Source organism: Pseudomonas sp. (assembly GCF_051660785.1).
Taxonomy (GTDB): domain Bacteria; phylum Pseudomonadota; class Gammaproteobacteria; order Pseudomonadales; family Pseudomonadaceae; genus Aquipseudomonas.
Window position 1 is genome coordinate 1 of record NZ_JBOFQE010000106.1, and the last position, 19,110, is coordinate 19,110.

Here is a 19,110-nt window from a genome sequence, read left to right on the forward strand (position 1 = left end):
GCAAGCCGGCTCCTAAAGGGTTTTTCGGTGTTGGTCAGAACGATGACTGGATCTTGATCCCGCCAATCAGCGCGTCATCGACCTTGTCCACGCCACCGGGGTGGCGGATGTATTGCAGGTTCGGACGCACGGTCAGCCAGTTCGTGACGTGCACGCCGTAATAGAGTTCGGCGCTGTATTCGGTGTCCTGGGGCGGCAGGAACGAAGGGTCGTCGTAGTCAAAGACGGCGCGGGCCTGATTGGTTGCTTCGGCGTTCTTGCGATAGGCCGGGTTGACGTGTACGCGGGCGAGGGCAAAGCCAATGTCGTCCCTGGCGCGAGCATCGAACAACCCTTTGTAGACGACGCCAGCCTGGACGTAGTTGTCGATGGCGTTGGTCTTCTTGTCGTGCATCGTGCCGTTGGCAAACACGCTCAAGCCGCGAGAGTTGTCGCTGGCGCGGCTGGTGATTTGCTGTTGCACGCCCAACCACACGCCGTGCTTGCTCGATGCGCTGCGGTAAGCCTCGCCGCTCAGGGCAGCGGGCTGACCGTTGCTGTCCTTGTAGGCATCCGTGGCCTTCGCGTTGCTGTAGTAGTAACCGGCGCGGTATTCGCCTGGCAGGCCGTTGAGCTTCGGCGACCACACCAGTTCGACCGGCAGAATCGCGCCTTGGGTGCCGCTGCCACTGAGCTTGAAGCCGTTGCCGCGATCGAGGTTCGACGGGTTCTGCTCATACGCGCCGACTTGCGCATACAGCTCCGGCGTCAGGTGATATTTGACGCGCATCGCCCACTGGCTGACCGGCCAGTTGTACCAGATGCCGCCGACCCAGTTGCCGACCTGGGAGCCGCAAAACGCCAGGTTCTGGAAGTCGCAGGGGAAGCTGTTGAAGTCCTCGCCTTCGCCGAAACGGCCGACCTTGATGTCGAGCTTCTGGTCGAAGAATTTCTGCTGATACCACATCTGCGTCAGGCGCCAGGTCTGCCCGCGGCCCCAGACTTCCTGAGCCGACGTGAAGCCACCGACCCGCGGATCGTTGATCCGGTCGTTGCTGATGTTGTTGCCGCTGCGTTCGGTGATGGTCAGCTGAAATTCGGCGTCGTCCCAGCCGAGGATTTTCTGCAAGTCCAGATGCGTGCCGAAACCAAACTGATCGCTGTAGCGCGCCGTACGATCGTGGTCGTAGCCGCCGTGCAGATTGCTGCCCATTTCGCCGGTGTAATCGACTTTGAAGTCGTAGCCTTTTTCCGAAAGTTCGGTGCGCGTGCCGTTCCAGTCGCCGAGCATCCAGGGGGATTCGCTATCAAACGCAGGAGCGGCCTGGGTGCAGGTGGCGAGGCCGAAAGCGCTGAATCCAGCGATCAGGTTCAGGGCTTTTCGGCTGGCAATAGCGGTACAGACAGCGCTGTCTCGCGGAGTTGGGAAATCAGGCATAGAGAAGGAATTCTTGATCTTTTTCTGGGGGAGTGAACGGAAGCGGCACTATGACGCGGGCAGATGAAGCGTTTCAGCTTGACGGGCGCAAGGATAATGTCCTGTTACAAATAGAGAAAGCGCTTTTGCTGACATGGAGCGTTTCGGATTCGGTAACAGTCCGTGGGAAAAGATCGCCGCCTCTTTGCACTCGACGGCTCCTACATTGAAATGCGTTCGCCTGTAGGCGCTGTCGAGTGAAACGAGGCGGCGATCTTTTGCGTTTCACCTACATTTAGCTGACAGCACACAGATCGCTTCCCCCCAGGGAAGCCCTCGGCTAAGGTGCGCGGCTTCCCATCCTTACATCGCTCGAAGGCCCGGCATGACCGAACAGAACAACAACCCGCTGCACGGCGTGACGCTGGAGCAAATCCTCAACGCCTTGGTTGAGCATTACGAATGGTCGGGGCTGGCCGAGCGCATTGATATCCGCTGTTTCAAGAGCGATCCGAGTATCAAGTCGAGCCTGACCTTCCTGCGCAAAACCCCGTGGGCCCGAGAGAAGGTCGAACGCCTGTACGTGAAGCTGATGCGCACCAAGCGCCCGCTCTGAACATGGTCACCCTATCGACGCCAGGTGCTTCCGCGCGGCGTCGTTTTGTGGCGGTGGGCGCGGTGCTGGGCTGGTCGGGGCTGGCCATTCAGCTGTACCTGATTCTGTACTCACGCTGGACGCTGGAAGCCAGTTTGCTGGGTGGGCTGCTGAGCTTTTTCAGCTACTTCACGGTGCTGACCAATACGCTGGTGGCGACCGTGTTGACCTGCGAATGGACGACTCGCAAGTCGGCGGCGCGACGCTGGTTTTTGCAGCCGTGGGTGAGCAGTGGGGTTGCGGTGAGCATCACCGTGGTCGGCCTGGCGTACAGCCTGTTGTTGCGCCACTTGTGGCACCCCGAAGGCTGGCAGTTGCTGGCCGATGAATTAATGCACGACGTCATGCCGCTGCTGTTTCTGGCGTATTGGTGGTGGTGTGTGCCCAAAGGCACGTTGCGGCTGCGGCATATCGGGTTGTGGGTGATTTATCCGCTGGTGTACTTCGCCTATTCGCTGCTGCGTGGGCATGAGTTGGCGGTTTATCCCTATCCGTTCATTGATGTCGGCACGCTGGGTTATCCACAGGTGTTTGTGAATGCGGGGGGGTTGTTGGTTGGGTTTGTGGTGATCGCCTTGATTATTATCGCGTTGGACAGGTGGCACCCGGGCCAAAAGTGAAACCCTACTGTGGCGAGGAGACTACTGTGGCGAGGGGACTTGTCCCCGTTGGGTTGCGCAGCAGCCCCGAAATCTCGGCAGTGGTCGAAAATTTTGGGAGCGCTTCGCACTCCAACGGGGACAAGTCCCCTCGCCACAGAAACCCTTCACCACAAGGAACCAGCCACAAGGGTTGCGGTTATTCCTCGTCGCTGTCATCCGCCCGCCAGTAACCCACGGCTTTGACGAACTGCTCATTCAAACCATGCTCATCAAGCAACACCCGACGGATCTGCCGTGACACCTTGGTCTCAGTCGCCACCCACGCATACAGATTGCCGCTCGGCACCTGCAGTTGCTTCACGGTGGTCAGCAAATTGTCTTTGCCGCCCTCACGCAAGACCCAGATCACGTTGACCTGCGCGGCGCTCTCCAGGCGTTGCTGCTCGGCGCCGTTCTCCACTTCCACGATCACCAGTGCACGCCGATTGGCCCCCAGGCCTTCGAGGCGGCGGGCGATGGAGGGAAGGGCGGTTTCGTCGCCGATCAGCAGATAACTGTCGAACATGTCCGGCACGATCATAGAGCCCTTTGGCCCGCCGATGTGCAGGAACTGGCCGGGTTGGGCCTGCTCGGCCCAGGTCGCGGCGGGGCCGTCGCCGTGCAGGACGAAATCGATGTCCAGTTCCAAGGTGTCGAGGTCGTAACGACGCGGTGTGTAGTCACGCATCGCCGGCATCGGCCCGTTGTCTTTACCGGCGCCGAGCACCAGGGTTTCCAGTGCTGCTTGCTCCGCCGCGTTTTGCGGGAACAGCAATTTGACGTGGTCGTCCGTACCGAGGCTGACGAAACCGGCCAGCTCCGGGCCGCCCAGGGTAATCCGGCGCATCCGCGGGGTCAGGTCGACCACGCGGAGCACTTCCAGACGACGGCGTTTGATCTCATGCATGACGCGGTGAATGGTGTGCACAACTTCAGTCATTCGGCTTGCTCCTGAACGGGTTGAACGGCAGGGCCATCGACGATGGCTTTGGCGGTGTTGTTGAGCAGATCGCGCACCCGCAGGATTTCTTCCGGACTCCAGCGCCCGTGATGCATCTGCAAGGCGTGACGCAAGTTGTGCACCGCCTCGTGGATCTCGGCCGGGCGATCATGGCCGCGCAAGGAACGCTTGCTGACCTCGATGCGCATCCGCACGCCGTCCAGCGCAATCGCCTGCTCGGTCAACGACAGACGTCCGGCGTCGGTGATGCTGTAGCGTTTTTTGCCGCCTTCGGCATCGCCCAGGATCATTTCGCTTTCTTCAAGGAAGGTCAGGGTCGGGTAGATCACGCCGGGGCTGGGGCTGTAGGCGCCATCGAACATGCTTTCGATCTGGCGGATCAGGTCATAGCCGTGGCACGGCTGCTCGGCGATTAATGCCAACAGCAACAATTTCAGGTCGCCGGGGGCGAACACCCGGGGGCCGCGTCCGCCGCGTTCTCGGCCGGGGCCCGGGCGTTTTTCAAAGCTGTCGCGGCTGTCGCCGTGTTCTCGATGGGAATGATGGTCTCTCATTTTTGCGTCTTCTCTCGTCGCGTTTAGATACAACTTAAGATATATCTTAAGGCTTGCGCAAGGGGTTTCGACCAACGGTCTTGGCCCGCAACGGCGCGAGGGATGATTGAAAGCCAAGTGCATTCACTGACGAGAAGGGCGCATCGATTGCTTTTTTAGAGTAATTGAACTAATCATGGAAGTTCGCCGCTTTGCTATTAACCCATTAACATTAGATAAGTAGTCCCGGTCTTACGGAAGTTTATTTAGTGCTTGTCTGTGTGTTTTTTAAGTTAAATCTGTGTGTAGTATTTCTCTGAGGGTAAAACAATCGAATTGTTGTTTTTTCCGATTTTTTCCTGCTGTTCGAACACCATTGTTACTACATGTTCTTCGGAAGTTACGTACTTACTTTCTCAAGGAATTGGCCGATCATTCTCCGGCGTCGAAAGTTAAGCGAATTGCCAACACAGGAGTGAAAGGCGCTCGCTTGTTCAGACTTTCCTCGGCCCAATCCATTGAAAAGACAGGTATTCAAAAATGTTCAAGAAGTTTGCAATCGCCGTTCCGATGACCCTCCTGGCCCTGAGCGCTTCGATGGCGTTCGCTGCGGAAGAGTCGCGCACCTCCATCAACATTACCGCGGACATTCCGAGCAGGGATTTCCATGCCATGCCTGTGAACCACGACTTCGGTAAAGATGAAAGAATGTACCTCGACCACATTGCCCGCACCCTGACTGAAGTCCGTGGCACCTTTGATATCAAGCACGCCAATGGCTCGGTGGGTGCTTACGTCGTAGGCGGCCCTACCCCTTTGTTCAACGGTGATCCGGCCTCGAGTATCCCTCTGATCTACACCTTCAACGGCAAGGTGTTGACTGCCACCTCTCAGGAAGTGGTAGGTGATGAAGAGTCTAACTACGGCATGCGTGCAGACCTGGTTATCAGTAGCGGCAGACTGTCCGATAATCACGTGGGGCTCTACACCGCCAACCCGGTCGTCATGTTTGATGCCATTCCGCGCATCTAAACCAAAGCGCGTTCCGTAAGTAAGTTCTGTCTTACTTGATAACGCTCACCGATCGATAGGGTCGCATCCCTGTCGATCGGGTTTCACCGACTTCATCCATAGAGTATTTTTTTCATGTTCCCGATGACTCCCATCGCGACGGCGCTTGCCCTATGTATTTGTGCAACTGCCCTGGCCGCGCCGGCGGATAACGGCCATACACCTCGAAGTTTGCTCGCGCAAGCCAAGGGTTTACCGAGCGAGTTCGAAGAACACTTCTTTGATGTTCCGCTGGCGGTGCGCGTGGAACTTGATCAACAGTTTCTCGGTGAGGCGATGGTCGTGTTGACCCGCGATGATCGCATCACCCTCGTTGACTTCACTGACGTCAGCGACAGCACCATCAGACCCAGCGAGCGTGAGGCCTGGGCCAACTATCTGAAACAAGGTGCGGTGCTGGGAGCTTGCCAGGTCAACTGCCCCGAACAACTGCTGGCCGTGCACTACAGCCTTGAAAACTCCCTGGTGTCGATCCTTACGGAAAACGCCGAGCGCGATGATCAGGCGCCGCTTTATTACAACCAGCCCGAAGGGGGCAGCACCGGGTTGATCGTGCGTAACCAGTTGAACCTCAATGGCGGCCAGAACCAGGACCTCGGTGGGCGCTACGGCCTGGAAGCCAGCAGCAGCCTGGGGAACTGGACCCAAGCGGTGAATGTGCAGCTGTCCCGCCTGGGTGGTGTGGACAACCAGACCTATCACGCCGTGCACGGGCTCTTCACCCAGCGCGAACTGGAAGGCAGCTTTCTGCGAATGGGGTTATTCACGCCTAACTCGGAAGGCCTGACTCGCCAGCCCCGTTCATTCGGCGCCAGCCCCGACACCGCGCTGGGCGTCATGTACGGCAGCTCGGACAGCCTGGCGATCAACAACCCGAAACCGGCGGTCTATCCGATCTACGTCACGGCCAATCGCCAGGGCTCGGTGGAAATCTATCGCGATGGTTTGCTGATCAACACACAGGCAATGCCGGCGGGTTTGCAGACACTTGATACGCGGCCCCTACCCGGCGGCATCTACGAAGTTGAAGTGCGCCTGATCGAAGACGGCCAGATCACCTCAAGCACACTGGAACTGGTCTACAAACCCAACAACTGGCGCAATCATGAAGAGCGCTGGCGCTACAACCTGTTCGCCGGGCGTGAGTCGAAAGTGGTCAGCAACTGGGAAGACCAGGCCGACGGCGACATGACCGCCGGCGCCGCCTTCAACTACCTCCTGCACCCGCGGGTGATCCTCGGCCTGTCGGGTCGACAGGTAAAAGACACGCTGCAATACGGCACGTCGGTCGACTGGGCGATCGTCAACAACGCCAGCGTGTTTGCCAACGTCTACAAAACCCAGGACTACGGCACTGGCCTCGACGTGCAGGGCCTTTATTCCTACGGCAGCGGCAGTATCGTCGCCAGCCATAACCGTAGCTGGCTCGACACCACCCGGCTCTACGACACCCTGCCCGACGGCACGCGAGTGCGCCAGCGCAATGTGTTTATCGGCCAGACCAGCAACTCTTCCTTTTCGGTGAATCACCGACTCACCAGCAAAAGTTCGGTCAATGCCCGGGTGTCCCACAGCGAAGGCAATACCGAAGGCGTCGGCATTGATCTGGGGTGGTCCCAGCGCACGCAACTGTTCGGCAGCGACGCCAATTGGCGCCTGTCGCTGTTCGACCGGCCGGGCAGTTTCAGCTCCGGAGATGATCGCAATCGTGGCCTTGATCTGAGCGTGAACGTCTCGCTGGGTGGCCCGGGCGAACAGCTGTCCGGCAGCATTGGCACCCGTACCGATCGCGACGGCGGGCGCGATAACAATGCCTCGATCAGCTACCGCAAGAGTTTGCAGAATCACGTGCTGCAAAGCGTTTCGGCCACCGCGATCACCGACACCTATGGCATTGGCATGAACGCGATGGCGACGATGCAGACGGACCGGGTCAACGGCGACGGTTTTATCCAGCGCTCCTCTTTCAACAACGATTTCACCGGTGGCTTGAACCTCGAGAGCACTGTCGCCGTCGGCGGGCAAAAAATGGTGGTGACCAGCCAGTACACCCGCAACGGTGCGGGCATGATCATCGATGTCGAATCGGACATCGACGACATCACCTTGCGCGCCGACGATTTGAGCGGCGGTAGCGCGGTCCTTAAACCCGGGCGCAATTTTGTGCCGATCACCGCCTACAAAAGCAGTTCCGTCAGCTTTGATTTCGAAGGCAACGACGTTCCGGCCGCGACCATCCAGCCAGCCCGTTCCAGTTATCACCTGAACAAGGGCGGCGTGGACTATCGCCAGATCCGCGTGATGCGAACCCTCACCGTGCTCGGCCGCCTGATCGACCCCCAGGGCAACCCGCTCAAGGGCCACCACATCATCAACCACGCCAGTCGCGGCGTGAGTGAAGTGGACGGCTTCTTCTCCATGGAAATGAACGCTGGTTCACCGACCCTGGAAGTGCGCCACGGCAACCAGTTGCTGTGCCGGTTCCGCCTGGATCCGGGCCTTGGGCGCACGGAAAACAATGTGCTGATGATCGGCGATTTGCGTTGCACGCCGGATACGTTGGCGGACGCGATGCTTGAGACGCCGACGGCAGGCTGATGCCCGGTAAAACGCACTTTTTTATGAGGTAAAGGACGATGAAACGTCGGTTGGCACTGATTGGTTTTTGTTTATTCACCCAGACGGCGCACGCCGGGCCGAGCATCAATATCGGCACGATGTACGACTATATGGACGGCGACAAAAGTACGTTCCTGAAACGCGTGTTCAACGGCGGCGACAGCACCGCCTTCGTCAAGGTCAACATCCTTGAAATCCTTTACGACGCCGATGGCAAGTCACAGGAAGTGCCGCTCAAAACCAGTGCCGACGGCACCGCCCGGGATGGCTTGATGGCCAGCCCGGCACGGCTGATCGTGCCCGCCAGTGGTATGCAGGGCACGCGACTGTTGTACATGGGCGAGCGTGACAAAGAGCGTTATTTTCGCGTGCGTTTCGTCCCGGTGGTGCCCGAGAAAGAAGACGAGTTCGCGGTCTCCGGGGAAGATCGAGAGGAATACAAGAAAACCCTCTCCGCCGGTGTCTCGGTACTGGCCGGTTATGGCGCGGTGTTTTTCGTACGGCCCAAGGACACGCGTTACGAAAGCGTGGTCGAGAACGACGCGGGCAGCTACCGGATCCGCAACGACGGCAATACCGTGGTGGTGATCGATGAGTTCAAGGATTGCTCGTTGAAAAACGATCAGGACTGCCAGCCCACGACCAAGCATCACATCCTCGCGGGTCGGTCCTTCCGCTTCGAGAAGCAGGCCGGTCGCGAGTATCGCTTCACCCTGATTGAAGGCGAGAAAAGCAAAAAACTCGACGTGAAGGGATAACTCCGGGTGATGACCATGTTCAGGAAACCAACCGTCTTGCTCTTCTCGGGTGTTGCGCTGTGGGCCAGTCCCTGGGCCCAGGCCGCCAGAGAGGTGCATCACTTCGAAGTGTTCGTGACCATTCCGATTCAAGGGTTTTATGTCATTCCCGCTGATCCGGGCTGGATTCATCAAGAGCAACAACTGCCCTGGAAACTGTCGACCTCGACGCTGGACGGCTTGCGCAAATATTTCGATGTGAAGAGCGACGCCGGCTCGATCGAAGCCCGGCTTGATGGGCGGCCTTATCTGTCCAACGGCACCGATGCTCATGACATCAATTTGCGCGTGTCGTTTAACGGCACGTTATTGAATGAGCGAGAGAGCATCGAAGTGGTCTCCCTGGCCGACGCCGCTCCCGGCACACGCGTGTTACTCGAAATCGTGCCGATGCCACCTGCCGATGGGGTTTACAAACCCGGCAATTATTTTGGCAACGTCAATTTGATTTTCAACGCCGTGCTGCCGGGAACGTGACGGCAAGAAGTCATTCAATGACGCTGTTTTTTTTCAGCATGTGGGCCGGGACAGTACCGGCCGGTCGTAGCGGGTCGCGGGAGTATGTCAAAAATGAAATCGTTGAAAAACCTTGGGTGTCTCTTATCACTGTTTACCAGCCTGTTTGCTGGAACCTATGCAGCGTCGGCGGGTGCGGTCACCCTGGAGATGAGCGCTGTATTTCGGCCTGATCCGGCAAACCCCATGCGTAACACGTTCGAGAACACCACACCGCAAGGCGGGCATTGCAAAGAACATCCGAACTATTGCGCGCCTGGCGTTTTCAGCATCGGTGTACCAACCCGGTTCAGGGCAGTCGCCCCTATCGAGGCTAAGCATGATCAACGTCAGGGGCCGATGTTCCGGCTTCCGTCGTCGTGGAAGGAAGTGACGGTTATTCATGATGAAACCGGTGAACCCGAGATCGTCAAAATGCGCATCAGCGGTCTTGGCGCAGCGTATACCCTCAAGGAACCATTGGTGCCTGCACATTGGTCGCCTCACTGGGGATATCCAGATCCGCCCTGCGTCAGTGGAGGAACGAGTTACGGTACTGCCCATTATTTCGCTTTTTTCTGGAGAGTTCCGGCCGATGGGGGCGTTTGCAGCAAACAAGCTCAGTTGCCGATCACTTTGGACTACGGCTTTGCCTATGAAAACTTCAGTTTTTCATATGAACTGCAGACGCCTAACCCGCTGCAGATGTCGACGGGCACGTACAGGGGCGTACTGAACTACGTGGTGGGGCCGCATGGCGATATTGACATGGGCGATATCATGTTGCCCGACGACGACTTGATCAGCCTCAACTTCACCTTGAGTGTCGAGCATACGCTGAAAGTCGAAATTCCCCCCGGCGGCGATCGTGTTGAACTGGTCCCACAGGGGGGGTGGCAGGCCTGGCTGACGCAGGGGCGTAAACCGACGCGGCTGTTTCGTGATCAGACGTTCAATATTTCGTCATCGAGTCGTTTCAAGATGACGCTGGCCTGCCAGTACTATGGGAACAGCGAAACCTGCGGTGTGAGCAGGGCCGGTTCCCTGCGCACTTTCCCGGTCAACCTCAGCGTGACGCTGCCCAACGGCCTCGTCGATGCCGCCGGCAGCCCCGTCGTTCGTCGACCGCTGCGACGCGATGGCAGCGGCACTGAATTGTTCCTGCCGGGTTTTTATATCGATCGCAAGCCGGGGACGTTGCACTTCGAGATTGCTCAGGACCAGGTCAATGAAATGCTCGTACCCGGTGAAGCGACGACCTACTCGGGCAGGTTTACGGTCATCTGGGATTCGGAAGTAGGTTAGCGGATCGCCCCTGAAGCTTCATTTACCGGCCTTCAGGGGCTACCCGGTCACCAATTGTTACGGCGCAGTTCTGTGCAACGCCTCACGGGTCAACCGCCTGCTCAACTGCTTTTCCTCGTAACCGATGTCGTGCAACAAGCTGTCATAGACTTCATCCGTCATGTCCTTGTCGGTGAGTACAACGTCGTCGTTAACATTGAATTGCCGGGCGAGGTTTTGCAGGCGCTGTTTGAGTGCCCGTCGCTGTGCAATCGGCATGTTTCTGGACCTGGCCCAGGCGTGTTGAGCCTCGCGCAATTCATCCAGCTGCCCGGCCCTGTGTTCGTACGTGCGGGTATTGCGCCTGAACTCGTTCGGGTAGACCTCTCGCAGGTATTTCTCCCAGAACGGTTGCTCGATCATGTCGTTGACCAGGCCATCGCCGGCTTCCATCGACATCACCGTCTCGAAAGCGGTGTCGAGGGTGTCAGCGCTCACACCGGCCACGCGGCCATGCAGCATGGCTTCTGATTGCCACGGTAAACCGAGGCGTTGCGCCAGGCCGCTTTCATAGGCGAGGTAAACCTCGACTTCATCGGGGTTGCCCGCACGGCTGCCGAAATCGGCCCGGGCAATGTCATCCACTCGTGCGAGTCGAGCGGCGCCTTTTGCCAGGTTCACCAATCGGCTCTCAAGCATGGTGGAGGATGTGGAAAGGGCGTAGGCCTCGGAGGCGAGGACCTTGATCCCCATGTTGTTGAAGACCTGAGCACCCGCATCGGCGCAGGTGGTGGGCGCTGTTGCCATCTCGAACAGCTCCTTGCGCAGCTCGGTGTCCAGGTCGACGGCTTCGACCATGCGCCATACCCGGCTGCTGAGCTGTGCGCGTAACTCACCGCCGGCCCGGTAATCGGCCGAGAGCGTCTGTTTCTCGATAAGGGAGAAAAAGCCTTGGGAGTCGGGCTCGAGCATCAAGTCGTGCCAGGCTTCCTGCCGGAAGGTGCCCAGCCCGGAGACCTCGCGACTCCACCAAACCGAGTCGTCATTAATCCACCACCGGGCCATCGCGTTGGTGGCACCGTCGGCGTAGACCTGATCGGGAGAAATGCCGACCGACCGTCGATAGTCCTTGAACAGGTTCCGATTCACCTCGGAAAGGTTTTCTGCGAAAAGACGGGTTCGCGCGACGATGAACGCATCATTCGAACCGGGCACAACGGTCGGAATGGTACTGATCGGGTTTTCCTGCAGATCCAGAAAAAAACCACGCGGTCGACGCTTGCCGAGGGGCCCGAAGAGTCCCTCTGGCCACGTGGTAGCCCCTGTGTTGCTCAACCCCAGAATGCTCAACTTCGGCATGCGTTCAACATTTGGAAGCAGCCCCAGCCTTGGGTTGTCATCCAGCCTGAGGGTTTCCATGTGCGTCAGGTTTCTCAGTTGCTCGACCGCCGAAGGTGTCAATGTGATCTCGTTGTTCATCAGGCGCAGGGTTCGGAGGAAATGCATCTTGCCGATATTTTCGGGCAGCCGGGTCAACTGGCAACTCCTTGCACTCAATTGCCGCAGGTGCGCAAATTCTTTCAACAAACCGGTGGAGTCTGCCGAAAAGGTCGTGCGGTCCAGGTTCAAGGTGCTGATCTGATCGAGCCAGGGTTTGAGCTCCGGCAGTTTCTTCCACCACTGCTCAAGATCCATACGGTTGATATCTGATGAGAGGTCCAGCACATAACCGCCGTCAACGGTGATGTTTCGCTCACCGAAAACTACCGGTGTTCTTTGAAAACATTCGATGAGCCGCTCTGAGATGTGCATACCGCCACCGTCCCAGAAATTATAACTGCCCGGGCCCCATTTATCGGGTTGCTCGTATCGCCAGCTATTGAGCAGCTTTTGCAGATCATGAAGTTCGCGGTCCAGTCGTGTCAGTGCCTGATGCCCTTGCTCCTGCGAACCGAGGGAACGCACAAAGGTATCGACCTCTCGCTCGCTGAAGTGGGGATACAGATCCTGGACTCGCTCGGTGAGCGTGGCGGCGGTGGTGGAAATAACCGGGCCGCGCAATAGCATCGAATCTTCATGATCCGCCAATGCACGGTTCGGCGGTGCGGCGAGCGCTGTGCGGCGCTCGGCGGGTGTTTCGGTCTTGGCCTTCACCCATTGCTTGAAAAATGCGCCCTGGCCGGGTCTATACCCCAGTTGTGCCTGTCTGTTTTTCGGCAAGGCTCTGAGCACGGCTTCGAAAAAGTCAGTGGCTTCGTACAGTTTATGGTTTTCGCCGTCCCAGACTTCGAATTGGTTCAGGCGATCCTTGACCAGCACCCGCACCGTCGACGCGTCCTCGACACCGACACTGCAGCGCAGTGATCCGGCATCGCTGCCTTGGCGAACCTCGATGCGCAATCGGGCGAATGCGTCGGTGTGAATCCTGAGCGCGTTCAATACCAGGCGTTCAGTTTCCGGCATCCACTGTGTGTCATCGTGAAAGCCTTCATAGGCATGGTTGGCCCGGGCTTCGAACGCGGCTTCACGGGCGCGGCTTTTCAGGCTCAGCGGCAGGCGTTGCTCTTGATTCAGGCGTTCAAGCTCGGCAGCGTCGGTACTGGCCAGCAGCGCTTTTGCCGCACGTGCCGGCAACTCCGGATAATCACGGCGAATCATCTGAACCTGTGGATCACTAGAGGCTTCGGCACCCTGATAGCAATAGTTGAAGATGTTCGCATTCAAGCGATTCGCCTCGTCCGCCAGTCGATCACGTAGCGCTTGCACCCGATCTTCTACAGCGGTTGGTTGACCCAGTACTGCTTGCACTTCTTCCTCGCTGAGGAAGTCGACAAGGTCCGGCACAAACTGCTCGCTCACGACGTGGGACAGACTGGTGGAGAATGTCTGCCCGTCGGTGAGGTCGGCATTACCGTACTGACGGAATTGGCCGGACAGGTCGGCGTATTGGTAAACCCTCAGCGCTTTCTCCGCAGGCCAGCCGTCCAGGTATGTCGCCAGCGGTTCAAACCACGCAGCATCAGGCGGCAGTGGCAGGCCGGCTCGAATTCGTTCGATGGCTTGCCGGGTCTGACGCTGGATGTTCAACCGTTTGAGGCTGTCGTCCAGCAACGGTGGCGGGGCCGTGTTGTCGACGTACATCCGGCGTAGTGCACCGTCGTCGGTACCGCTGGCGCTGCGAACGTGTTCCAGATCCGCGTTGCTGAACCCGTCCACGGAGTGGCCAAGGCGACGCATCAAGGTCGGGCTGTCCCAGGTGCGCGGGTTCTCGGCTTCATGGGTCCAGGCACCGAGGCCGTTATTTCGCAACTCGGGTGAATAGGCATCGGCGCGGCGCGGATGCTTGACGCGATAATTGCCCGTCTGCGGATCTTTTTGCACGGCGAAATATTTTTCGTCCAGCGGCAAAATGTTCTCGCCCTGGTGGGCGTGAAGACCCAGCGCGTCAGGGCGCGAGTCAGCCGGCAAAATCACATCGGGCCGTTCGTAAGGCTTGAGGTCGGGATGCCACAGGCGTGCTTCGCCATTGGGAAGCTCTACCTGTTTCATGCCATCGATCAGCGGTGAAAGTTTCAAGCGGGCGACATTGCCAATCTTCGCGCCGGCGGCAAACGCCACCAGTTGAATCGAATCCGTCACCACGCCGACGATATGCTCGGCGGCTTCGGTCCACAGTCCCAATGTCATGTCGACGATGCCTTCGATAACGTCGCTGGCTATTTGATAAGCGGTGTAGACCATCATCAATTCGCCCAGGCCCGGAACGAACGGTGTGACCACCATCAGCGCGACATTGAAAATGTCTGAGACTATTTTTTTGAAATTATCCCACCAGGCCCAGCGGGCCCTGGAATCGGAATCGGCGGTGGACACGGCGATGTGTCGGGCGTCGTTGAGGATCTTGTTCAGTTTTTGCTGATAAAGGTACTTCCAGAGTTTGCCGAGAATCGGTTTAGAGCTGAAATGCAAAACCGGGTCGGCGACCGGAACTTCCCGCCAGCTGGGCCCTTGGTCGAGTGGTTCTTTTTGGTGCCACTTCACTTCGAACAGGCGTTGTTGCAGCCCGCCAAAAAAATGCCCTCGTTCCGATTGATCGACAAACCGGCTGAAGTATTGCTGGTAGGTCATCCCGGTGGACGATACGACTTCGTTGTCACGCAGCTGGCGCGTCAGTTCGTTCATGAAATCGACGGTAGAAGGGTATTCCTTCAGTGGATGTTCAGGGTCCTGTGGGACGTAAGCGAATATCGGCACAACCTCGCGGGTGCGGTTCAGGTCCGGTGTAATCAACACGATCCCGGTCAGCGGGCTATTGAGAATGGACAGTTCGGCGAACTGCATAATCCTGCCTTTGCGGGTGAGATTGAGCTGGCCATCGAGCATCGACTGGATCAGGTCGCTGGCGTCGGTGTCGATGTCACCGGTCATCACCGCTTGTTGCACAGCCGCTTTGAACGCGGCCTTTTCACTCTTGACGATTTTGCGCTTCAACACGGTCTGCGCGACGCCATCTCTGGGCAGCAACTGCCCTTCAAGGTAAGTCGTGTACTGTGCGCCGATGTCCAGCTCGCGACACAGGTTCTGGAACTGGGCGATGGACAACTTGCGTTTGATCGGCAGGATATCGAAGTGCCCGCGCGCATCGGGCTGGCTGATGAAGTCCGAGTCATGTTCACAGGTTTCGTTGAATGCGAAATTGTGGAGCGCGGCATCCAGCAACGAGACGGTTCGGGTGACAACTCCACCGGGAATGTCGATGACATACCAGGGGCGATCCTTGGGCAGGTAAAGATGCAGGAACGATGTTTTTACATCGATATCGACATCGAATTTTTTCAGCAGCGCGTCAGTCAATAAGGGTTCGGCGAATTCATAAACGTCTTGTAACTCGTCGATGAACCGGTCGACCGTGTTCTGAGCAGACCAGAGTTCAAGATTGGTTGCTTGTAACTGTGTGTGATCGAAATCTGTGGCGTTCTGAACCCATTGACCGGAAGCCGTTTGCGTGGCGTTCAGTTCCTTGACCCGTTGCAGTGAAGTCCCTATGAAAGCGGGATGGATGCGGCTCTTGATGAACTCGTAGTGGCGGCCTTTTTCGGCGGCGGCCCCGGGTGTCGGTAGAGCTGAAATACGTCCGTGTAAGTCAGGCATGCTTTTTATTAAACCTTGGGCATTTATTGGAGTGATCAGCCTACTGCCCGAGGCCCGAAGTAAAAGTCTGAATTACAGCTGCTTGATAAGGGTTTGCACCCGATATGCATTGGAATTATCAATGCCGAAAATAACTATCTACCACCCACGGTCAACGTCTCGCGACCTCGACCGGCAGGCACCCGGTGTGGCTCCCCGGTTGCAGGTACGGCGTGAGAATCGGTGCCATGCCCTTGAGCACTTGCACGGGCAGCGCCGACGTGAACTTGAACGCTTCGGCGGTGCGCCCGGGTACAAAGGCCGTCAACGTACCGAAGTGGTTATCGCCGATGAAGAACACAAAGGTCGCCGTGCGGTTGATCGACTTCGAACTCAGAATCCGCCCACCGGAACCGATGGCTTCGATGCGGTTATCCCCGGTCCCGGTCTTGCCACCCATGGCCAGGGGTTTGCCATCGGGGGTGATGAAACTGCCGGAAACACGTTTGGCGGTACCGGCATCCACCACTTGCGACAAGGCCTCGCGCATGGCCCTGGCCACTTCGGATGGCATCACCCGTTTGCCGGCGTCCGGGTCATTGATCAGTTTGGTTTCGTACGGCGTATTCGCTGCAAAGTGCAGGGTGTCGATGCGCAATGTCGGCATGCGCACACCGTCGTTGAGGATGGTGCCGATCAACTCGCCCAGCGCTGCCGGACGGTCGCCGGAGCTACCGATGGCGGTCGCCAGCGATGGCACCAGGTGGTCGAACGGGTAGCCGACTTTCTGCCAGCGCTGATGGATATCGAGGAAAGCTTCGATCTCCAGCATCGTGCGAATACGGCTGTCGCGCGCACCCTTGTGACGACTCTTGAACAGCCAGCTGTAGACTTCCTGACGTTCGAACTGGCTGGCTTTGACGATCTGGCTCCACTTCGCATCCGGGTTGTTCAGCAGGTAGCCCATCAGCCACAGGTCCAGCGGGTGAACCTTGGCGATGAAGCCCTGATCCGGCAGGTCGTAGGCGCCGGGGCTGTAGTTTTCGTAGAGCCGTTGCAGGCGTTCGTCGGTGAGTTTTTCGGTGAGCTTGGCGCCTTTGAGGTGCGAGCGCACGAAGGTATTGAAGCTTTCCTGGCTGGCCTGTGGCAGCAGATAACGGTGCACCGCCGCCATGCGGATCGGGGTCGGGCGCATGCTGTCGAGGAAGGTGTCGAGCCGCGCCTGGGTGTCCTTGTTTTTGTATTTTTTCCAGAACTTCAGCAGGAACGAGGTGCCTTCACGGTCGGCAAACGAGGCCAGGTATTCCTGGCGACGCGGGTCACGGTCGTCCTTGAGCAATTCGGCGCTGTTGTTGGGGCCGGAATACGTGGTGTAGCGCACCAGGTCACGCATCAGCCGAATGAACGGCAGGTTGATCGACTCTCGCAGCGCATCACGCAGGGTCGGAATTCGGCCGTTGTCTTCCTTGCGGAAGTTGACGAAGGTGTGCAGCCCGCCGCCGGTAAAAAAAGCTTCACCGGGGCTGGCGGAGTATTTGCGGTCCAGCGCGGCGCCCAGCATGGTCGACAGATTGCGGTCCTTGTTCTGGATCAGGTAATCGACGGCCCAGCGGCTCAGGCGATCCTGATCCGGGATCTCGACTTTCTTCAATTCCGGGACGGTCATGTCGGCGTACTTATCGTGCAGCTCGGCCATGATTTGCAGATAAGTGGTGAGCACGCGCATTTTTGCGGTAGAGCCCAGTTCCAGTTTGCTGCCTTCGTTGATGTCGAACGGCTGGTCGGTGCTGTCAGTCTGCACCCGCACACGCGCGCCGTCCGGTGTTTGCTCGAATAGGGTGAAGCTGTAGCGCACCTGAGTGGTGCTGGTGGGAGTGAGCAAGCGTTCGCCCATCAGACCGATTTGTGTCGCAAACACCGGGTCGGCCAGGTGCTTGAGGTACTCGGTGGCGCGGGTCTGCAAATCGCCTTGCAGCGTGCTGGTGGCGGACAGGTCGAGGCGGTCGAGGTCGTACAGCGGACGATTGAGCAGCCCGCCCAGGCGGCTGCGCGCTACGCTGATGCCTTTGTTGGTTTCGATCGGCTGAATGGTCGGCTGGGTCTGCCAGTCGCGATAGGTCACTTTGCTGGACAGGGCTGCCGCTGCGAAGGGCGCATCGATCACCCCATTCGCCGCCAGCAGGCGGATGTGGCTGTCGGTGAGGTCGGCCAGTTCATCATGACCCTTGGTCAGATAGTGGGAAGGGCGGCGCTGAGCGATCATCAGCGAGAGCATTTCACGCAGGGCCAGGCCTTTTTCGGCCATGCTCTTGGGATCCGTGTCGGTGCTGGCCAGCCGCTCGTTGGCCTTGTTGAAATCGGCGCCGTACCAGACGCGCAACCCTTCGGCCATGCCATGCACTTCACCGTGGCCCGGTACTGCCGACAGCGGCACGCTGTTGAGGTAGTCGCGAATGACATTTTGCCGGGCTTGCAAGGTTTCCGGGCCTGCCTGGTAAGCACGCACGGTGGCGGAAATCATCTGCCGGATCTTTTCCGCACCCGACACCGTCAGGCCATCGGGCGAGTGCCGGTATTTCTCAAGTTGCGTCGCCAGCGTACTGCCGCCCGCCGATTGGCCCGGCAGGTGTATCAGCTTGGCAACTTGCGACCAGATCGCCATGCCGAACCGCGGCCAGTCCACGGCGGGGTTGGCCAAGGGTTGTTTGGGGTCGAGCAAAAAGCGGTTCTCGATGAACAACAGACTGCTCACCACCACCGGCGGGATCGCCTCGAAGCTTGAATACAGTTGTTGTGGGTACTTGTACTGGTACAACGGCGCCGCACGGCAATCGGTAATCGACAGCCCGGCCTGGATTTTCTCCGCGTAGGGCACGAAAAAGCCGTTGTCGGTGTAGTCCATGAGCTTTTGGGAAAAGCGGGTTTGTGACGCAATGACGTAGTCACGCTTGATCAACCGCGGCAGGAATTCACCGAGGGAGCTGTAGCCCAGACGCAGATCGAAAGGGCCCGCGCCCGGATAGCGAATAGCGTCGCTGGGGCCGGGTTTCATTTCGTAACTCAGGGACGCGGCGAATTTGCTCACCTCGCGGGATTGAAACTTTGAGGTACGCATTTCCTTGGCGGCGGCAAGCCCCAGGACAATCAGGATTATCACCAGCAACAACCAGAACGCCCCCCACCCATGCGTCACACGACTGCGAGGGGGTTTTTCAGGTAAAGGCGCTTCATCCACACGTTCAGTCGGAACCACAGTTTTACTCGAATCGGTTTGCCATAAAGCGCCCATAGTCGACTGATCCATTCACGCAGATTGATCGGACTTGTCTGAAGCTTAGTCGGTGGTTGGCGATGGTGAAAAAATTGTGAACATACAAATCCCGAATTCTTATCGTTAAGTGCCTGTGGAAAGGCGCTTTCTGGGGCGGGGGATTTTGTGGCGAGGGGATTCATCCCCGTTGGAGTGCGAAGCACTCCCCAGCGATTTCTGACACACCACATGCGCAGGTTTTACGACTGTTGCGCAGC

12 protein-coding genes are annotated in these 19,110 nt (G+C 58.2%); 7 read left to right on the forward strand and 5 right to left on the reverse strand.

Annotated features, from left to right (window positions below):
• Positions 1-34: 34 nt before the first annotated feature.
• Entirely contained in the window at positions 35-1,417 is a 1,383-nt protein-coding gene (locus ACRC4F_RS29590; protein ID WP_438662482.1) for a carbohydrate porin, read from the reverse strand.
• 364 nt (positions 1,418-1,781) lie between these two features.
• Here ACRC4F_RS29590 and ACRC4F_RS29595 point away from each other — a divergent pair, with 364 nt between their 5' ends.
• Positions 1,782-2,012 carry a VF530 family DNA-binding protein gene (locus ACRC4F_RS29595; protein ID WP_007903672.1) on the forward strand — a complete coding sequence of 77 codons (231 nt, stop codon included), beginning with the start codon at positions 1,782-1,784 and terminating at the stop codon, positions 2,010-2,012.
• Positions 2,013-2,014: 2 nt separating this feature from the next.
• Positions 2,015-2,671, forward strand: a complete 657-nt coding sequence (locus ACRC4F_RS29600; RefSeq protein ID WP_438662483.1) for a Pr6Pr family membrane protein — start codon at positions 2,015-2,017, stop codon at positions 2,669-2,671.
• A gap of 178 nt (positions 2,672-2,849) precedes the next feature.
• Here ACRC4F_RS29600 and ACRC4F_RS29605 read toward each other — a convergent pair whose 3' ends face one another.
• Positions 2,850-3,632, reverse strand: a complete 783-nt coding sequence (locus ACRC4F_RS29605; protein WP_438662484.1) for a siderophore-interacting protein — start codon at positions 3,630-3,632, stop codon at positions 2,850-2,852.
• Positions 3,629-4,207 carry a PadR family transcriptional regulator gene (locus ACRC4F_RS29610; protein WP_438662485.1) on the reverse strand — a complete coding sequence of 193 codons (579 nt, stop codon included), beginning with the start codon at positions 4,205-4,207 and terminating at the stop codon, positions 3,629-3,631. The genes ACRC4F_RS29605 and ACRC4F_RS29610 overlap by 4 nt, the downstream gene beginning before the upstream one ends.
• 519 nt (positions 4,208-4,726) lie before the next feature.
• On the opposite strand from ACRC4F_RS29610, the gene ACRC4F_RS29615 reads away from it, so the two are divergent.
• The 5 genes from ACRC4F_RS29615 to ACRC4F_RS29635 all read left to right on the forward strand — a co-directional run bounded on the left by ACRC4F_RS29615 (position 4,727) and on the right by ACRC4F_RS29635 (position 10,473).
• Positions 4,727-5,218 (forward strand): adhesin, encoded by a 492-nt coding sequence (locus ACRC4F_RS29615; RefSeq protein WP_438662486.1) that lies wholly within the window; start codon positions 4,727-4,729, stop codon positions 5,216-5,218.
• A 114-nt stretch (positions 5,219-5,332) separates the two neighbouring features.
• Positions 5,333-7,855 (forward strand): TcfC E-set like domain-containing protein, encoded by a 2,523-nt coding sequence (locus ACRC4F_RS29620; protein ID WP_438662487.1) that lies wholly within the window; start codon positions 5,333-5,335, stop codon positions 7,853-7,855.
• A 38-nt stretch (positions 7,856-7,893) separates the two neighbouring features.
• Positions 7,894-8,634 (forward strand): molecular chaperone, encoded by a 741-nt coding sequence (locus ACRC4F_RS29625; RefSeq protein WP_438662488.1) that lies wholly within the window; start codon positions 7,894-7,896, stop codon positions 8,632-8,634.
• Between the two features lie 15 nt (positions 8,635-8,649).
• Positions 8,650-9,150: a CS1 type fimbrial major subunit gene (locus ACRC4F_RS29630; RefSeq protein ID WP_438662489.1), complete on the forward strand. Its 501-nt coding sequence runs from the start codon at positions 8,650-8,652 to the stop codon at positions 9,148-9,150.
• 93 nt (positions 9,151-9,243) lie between these two features.
• On the forward strand, positions 9,244-10,473 hold the full coding sequence (locus tag ACRC4F_RS29635; RefSeq protein ID WP_438662490.1) for a hypothetical protein: 1,230 nt from the start codon (positions 9,244-9,246) through the stop codon (positions 10,471-10,473).
• Positions 10,474-10,530: 57 nt separating this feature from the next.
• Here the strand turns inward: ACRC4F_RS29635 and ACRC4F_RS29640 are convergent, their stop codons facing one another.
• Both ACRC4F_RS29640 and ACRC4F_RS29645 read right to left on the reverse strand, forming a co-directional pair.
• A complete protein-coding gene (locus tag ACRC4F_RS29640) occupies positions 10,531-15,603 on the reverse strand; it encodes an NEL-type E3 ubiquitin ligase domain-containing protein (RefSeq protein ID WP_438662491.1) in 5,073 nt (1,690 codons plus the stop codon).
• Between the two features lie 151 nt (positions 15,604-15,754).
• Positions 15,755-18,871 carry a transglycosylase domain-containing protein gene (locus tag ACRC4F_RS29645; protein ID WP_438662492.1) on the reverse strand — a complete coding sequence of 1,039 codons (3,117 nt, stop codon included), beginning with the start codon at positions 18,869-18,871 and terminating at the stop codon, positions 15,755-15,757.
• Between the last annotated feature and the right edge of the window lie 239 nt (positions 18,872-19,110).